The sequence below is a fragment of the Streptomyces pimonensis genome, from assembly GCF_041380215.1.
Classification (GTDB): domain Bacteria; phylum Actinomycetota; class Actinomycetes; order Streptomycetales; family Streptomycetaceae; genus Streptomyces; species Streptomyces pimonensis.
Window position 1 is genome coordinate 1 of sequence record NZ_JAHWZY010000084.1, and the last position, 4936, is coordinate 4936.

Annotated in this window: 5 protein-coding genes and 2 pseudogenes; 3 read left to right on the forward strand and 4 right to left on the reverse strand. The window is 67.7% G+C overall.

Annotation, left to right across the window (positions count from 1 at the left end; all coding sequences use genetic code 11):
- Positions 1-3 precede the first annotated feature (3 nt).
- Positions 4-630, reverse strand: a pseudogene (locus KYY02_RS33275) (nucleotidyltransferase domain-containing protein).
- Positions 631-958: 328 nt separating this feature from the next.
- On the opposite strand from KYY02_RS33275, the gene KYY02_RS33280 reads away from it, so the two are divergent.
- Both KYY02_RS33280 and KYY02_RS33285 read left to right on the forward strand, forming a co-directional pair.
- Positions 959-1339 (forward strand): hypothetical protein, encoded by a 381-nt coding sequence (locus KYY02_RS33280; RefSeq protein ID WP_371244694.1) that lies wholly within the window; start codon positions 959-961, stop codon positions 1337-1339.
- A 20-nt stretch (positions 1340-1359) separates the two neighbouring features.
- Positions 1360-2364: a DDE-type integrase/transposase/recombinase gene (locus KYY02_RS33285; protein WP_371244695.1), complete on the forward strand. Its 1005-nt coding sequence runs from the start codon at positions 1360-1362 to the stop codon at positions 2362-2364.
- Positions 2365-2366: 2 nt separating this feature from the next.
- Here the strand turns inward: KYY02_RS33285 and KYY02_RS33290 are convergent, their stop codons facing one another.
- The 3 genes from KYY02_RS33290 to KYY02_RS33300 all read right to left on the reverse strand — a co-directional run bounded on the left by KYY02_RS33290 (position 2367) and on the right by KYY02_RS33300 (position 4718).
- Positions 2367-3008, reverse strand: coding sequence for a GlxA family transcriptional regulator (locus tag KYY02_RS33290; protein WP_371244699.1), 642 nt, complete (start codon positions 3006-3008; stop codon positions 2367-2369).
- 159 nt (positions 3009-3167) lie between these two features.
- Entirely contained in the window at positions 3168-3860 is a 693-nt protein-coding gene (locus KYY02_RS33295) for a sigma-70 family RNA polymerase sigma factor (protein WP_371244697.1), read from the reverse strand.
- A 147-nt stretch (positions 3861-4007) separates the two neighbouring features.
- Positions 4008-4718, reverse strand: a complete 711-nt coding sequence (locus tag KYY02_RS33300) for a hypothetical protein (protein WP_371244701.1) — start codon at positions 4716-4718, stop codon at positions 4008-4010.
- 71 nt (positions 4719-4789) lie between these two features.
- Between KYY02_RS33300 and KYY02_RS33305 the strand changes: the two are divergent.
- Positions 4790-4936, forward strand: a pseudogene (locus tag KYY02_RS33305) (IS5/IS1182 family transposase); the annotation flags it as partial.

The window sequence follows — 4936 nt, forward strand, 5'->3', positions numbered from 1 at the left end:
CGATCAGGGGTGCCCCGGGTGTACGCGGGCGAGTAGCTCGGCCAGGGTCTCGCGCTGAGCCGAGGTCATGCGCGGGAAGGTCGCCTCGAAGTCTGTTTGATCCTTTCGGCGGGCGTGCTTGGCCTTGAACAGCAGGACCAGTTCGGGCGCCAGATACGGGATGCCATCCTGGGTGTGATGGACGATGTCGCTGTAGGGAAGCCGGATCCTCTCATCGCGTCGGCAGATCCAGGTGTCGCCGTCGTGCGGTTCGCGGAACACGTCGAGCAGGTAGCTTCCGGTGGCCGGATCGCGGAGTCATGTCTGGTGCACGGCGGCCAGCACCTCCGATGTGGCGTCCTTCCAGATCCGGCCGCTGCCTACAGCGTCGAAGACGTATCCGGGGAAGCGGTGGCGGACCTCGGGAAAGCTCGCGGCCGGAATCGCGATCTCGATGTCTCCATGAGCGCGCGTCTACGTGCCGCGGAACAAGTCCAGCGCCCAGCCCGCGGCCACGTACCAGGGCGCGCTGATTCCGGCCAACCGCTGCGCGACATCACTCGGGGTCCAGCATGATGACCACCTGGCGGGGAGGGCTTCGATCTCGTCGGGTGACAGCTCGATGCCGCCGCTGGGAAGTTTCTCGCTCACCGAGGGAATCTATCAGCGGACTCGAAGGGTCCCTGGCCGTAGTCGATGAAGGCGATGAACGAGGCCTGGAGTTGTACGCCGCTGGCGATCACAGCTGGTCACCAACGGGCTAGGTTCCTCAGGGAACCGGCGACAGTTGAATACGCGAGCCCACCAGTACCGAGGGCCCGTACCTGCTGCTGCACCCGGTGCGACGCAGGGCTCCGCGCCTCGCGGACCACCGGACCGGCGAACTGCGCTTGCCCACCCCCTCTCTGTCAGCCTTGGGTGAGACATCCGGCTTTGCCGGGTTAGCCTGAGAGGGCACCGACAGGAGAACCACCCCCTCATGACCAGCAAGAATCCCGGGTCCGATCCCGCTCCCCGGCCGAAGCGTCGCTCCTTCAGCCCGGAGTACAAGCTGCGGATCGTCGCCGAGTACGACGCGGCCCCGAAAAACGAGAAGGGTGCGATCCTGCGCCGGGAGCGCCTCTACCACTCCCATGTCAAGGAATGGCGGGCCGCCCGGGACGCCGGCGCCCTGGAGAACCTGGTCGACCGCCGGACCAGCCCCGCGAGGGAGAAGAAGTCGGCCGCGGAGGCGGAGAACGAGAAGCTGCGGCGCCGGGTGGAGCGGCTGGAGAAGGAGCTGGCCCAGAACAAGGCGGCTCTGGAGGTCATGGGAAAAGCTTCCGCGCTCTTGGAAATGATCTCCGGGGGCGCGGACTGAAGTCTGCCGCCGCTCCGGTCGTGGACGACGCCTTCCATGGTGTGGAGACCGAGCTCGGTGTCGTGGCCGCGTGCCGGCTGACCGGCCGCTCCCGAGCCACCCACTACCGCCGGCTGCGGCCTCAGGCCGCGCCCCGGCCCCGCACGGTGGGTGTGCAGCCGTCCGCGCTGAGCAGCGTCGAGCGCCGGGCGGTGCTGGATCTGATGAACAGCGCCGCCTACGCGGAACTGCCGCCCGCGCAGATCTGGGCCCGTGAGCTGGACGCGGGCCGCTACCACTGCTCGGTCTCCACGATGTACCGGATCCTGCGGGAACAGGGGCAGAGCGGCGAACGCCGCCGCCAGGCCACCCACCCTCCCCGGACAGTGCCGGAACTGGTCGCCACCGGACCGTCGCAGGTCTTCTCCTGGGACATCACCAAGGTCGCCGGACCGGTCAAGGGCGTCTGGTACCACGCCTACGTCATCATCGACATCTTCAGCCGGTACATCGCCGGCCACACCGTCGAGCGGGCCGAGTCCGCCCAGCGGGCGGAGGAACTGATCCGCGAGACCATCGCCCGCAACGGCATCGTGCCCGAGACCGTGCACGCCGACCGCGGCACGTCCATGACCCCCAAGAAGGTGTCCCAGCTCCTGATCGACCTGGGCGTCACCCGGTCGCACTCGAGACCGAAGGTCTCCAACGACAACCCTTACAGCGAAGCCCAGTTCAAGACCACGAAGTACATGGCGGACTTCCCCGAAAGGTTCGATTCACTAGCGCATGCCCGGGAGTGGTTCGAGACGTTCATCGCCTACTACAACCACGAGCACCGCCACTCCGGCATCGCCTGGCACACCCCCGCCAGCGTCCATTTCGGCACCGCCGAAGAGGTCCGCGACCAGCGGGCCGCCACCCTTGCCCAGGCATACGCACACCACCCGGAACGCTTCGGACGCCGCCCCCGGCCACCCGAGATACCCCGGACCGCCTGGATCAACGACCCCACCAAGCGCCGAGAACCAGCACCACAAACCTCATAGCGTCACCACTGTCTCACTGGACTTGAAATCTTCCGACCCGGTTTCCTCCGGTGGGTGACGAGCAACCGGGCGGTCCGCTGGGCGACGTCACGCCCGAGGTCTTCCTCCGCCAAGGACAGCGCCATGTCGATGCCGGGAGCACCACCTCCCGCGGTCGGGATGCGCCCGTCCTTCACCACCTTGTCCCGGCAGTCCACCGTGATGTCCGGGAAGCGTCGGGCGAGTTCGTCGGAGTACTCCCAGTGCGTGGCCGCTCTGCGGCCGCTGAGGAGACCTGTCCCCGCGATCAGGAAGGTGCCCGTGCCCACGGACGCGATCCGCTGAGCCCGGTCTGCCACGTCGTGCAGCGCGCGGTACGCCTCCGGCGCGGACTCCGGGATCCCGTTCGTGTCCGGCACCATCAATGTGCCGGCTTCGTCGGCGTCCGCGACACCGCGGTCCGGCATCACCACCAGACCACTCGACGTGCGGACCGTAGCGCCGTCGCATGTGGCTGTCCGCATGTGGTGCTGGAAGCCTTCCGGTGCCGTCGCATTCACGCAGGTGAAGACATCCGCAGAACCTGAGAACCCGAGGCTCTTGGCCCCTTCGGAGAGAAAGATCAATACGGAATGACGCTGCGTGTCGTCACAGGCGCCGTCCACGTGGTTCAAGAGCCTGTCCTCTCGGATGACGTGTGGGGCCTCGACTGTTACGGGGGTGCCCACCGTGCGACAGAGGCACCGCCCTCCGCGCTGACGAGAGTGGTCGGCGCTGAGGCGAGGCCCGGTGCCGGCCACCACGGCGGACACCGGGCCTCATCGTCAGGCCGCTGCGGCGGCCGGGACAACTACCGCCGAGTGGGGCCGGAGGGCCGACAGCGGACCTCCACTGTTCGAACAGGCCCCCTCCGGCTCGGCGAGCAGATCCAGAAGGGCCGTGCGGGCCCGGGCCACACGGGAGCGAATTGTCCCAACAGGACAGTTGGTGACATCAGCCGCCTCCGCATACGGCAAGCCCAGCCATTGGGTGAGGATGAACGCCTCACGGCGCTCGTCCGGCAACGAGGCCAGCAGATCGAGAAGTGCGACGCCCTCCTCGAACCCCGGGACATCGACCGGCTGGGTCTCTTCAGCGGCCCGCTGCCAGTCATGGCGATCGGACAAGCGGGGCCGCGCGGCAGCACGCCGAAAGTCGTCGATCACTGCTCGACGCGCAATCGACAGCAGCCAGGCACGAGCCGAGGAGCGCCCCTCGAACCGGTGCAGGCTGCCCAGCGCCCGGATGAACGTCTCCTGGGCCAGGTCGTCCGCCGATTGAGGGTCCGCACTCAAGTGGGCGACGTAGCGCAACACGTCGCGGTGCAGGGCACGGATGAAACGCTCGACAGCCTCCGCATCGCCGCTTCGGGCAGCGAGCGCCCAGCCTGTGATCAGTTCATCGACTTCTTCGGTCTTGTCGTGCTTCTTACGTTTCTTGTGTGGCCCGCGTAATGCGGGCAGGGCAGGAGCAAGCACCTGGTGTCCTTCGCGAGTCATGCGTGGAACGGCGGCACGCGGACACGCCGGTCCAGCAACAAGGGGACTGCGGCCGCGCGCGGGCACGACCGCGACCCGAGGCTGGGTGTCGACGACACCGGAAGCAGCCTCGGGAAACCTGCTGTTCTAAACGACAGCGGCCGTGGAAGGCGGTCCCCGAGTAGTGATCGCGTGAACGAGACGAAGAGGGTGCGGTACCCAGCGCGAACGGCTTCGCCGCACGAGACGGCGCGGACGACGGGGTAGCGCGGGCAGGCTGAGCGTCAGCCGCAGCGGTGCGGCCAGCCACCCCGCCACCGCGCGAAGCAGGCGGTATGCGACACGCTCGCCGTACCCCAGCCACAAGCCGCACAGCACAGCGGCCAACAGGTGGGCCACGGACATGCCGAACGACGGCACACCGTTTGCCAGCCAGTGCCCCGGGCCTGCCTCAGAACCCGGCCCCGAGTGACTCGCGTGGCTCATCCCCATGGAGTGCATGTGCATGAGATGGGCGCCCATACCGCTCATGTCCATGGAGCCCACGTCGTGCCCCATGGAGTCCATGCCGCCGTCGGCCGCGCTTGGGGTGGTCGGCCGTACCGCCGACTGCGCAAGCGAGAATCCCCAGTGGAGTACCGTCTGGGCCACGACCACGAGCGACACGATCAACGCCGGCCCGCGTTCACGACCGGCCAGCGCCCAGCCCACGCCACCCGTCACCACTGCCCCGGCCATCAGCGCCCACCGAGGCACCGAGCAATCGGACATCATGGTGTGCCCCAGAGCGGCGAGCAGCACGCACACAGCCGCGAACACTGCGGCTCGTACCGTACGCGCACACCACCCGGCATCCATGACAGGCTTCATCCTTGCATCCGTGGACCGGCCGTTACGGTTCGGTACGTAACTGACCAGGCTACCTGTGAAGACGCCATATCCGGCACACGATCCCGGAACCTAGGGACCAACGGGCCAACCGGCGGCGCAAAGGCAGAGAGGGTGGCAGGCCCGCCGACTTCGACCGCGACTGCTACCGACGCCGCAACGAAGTCGAGGGGTGTGTCAATTTTAAC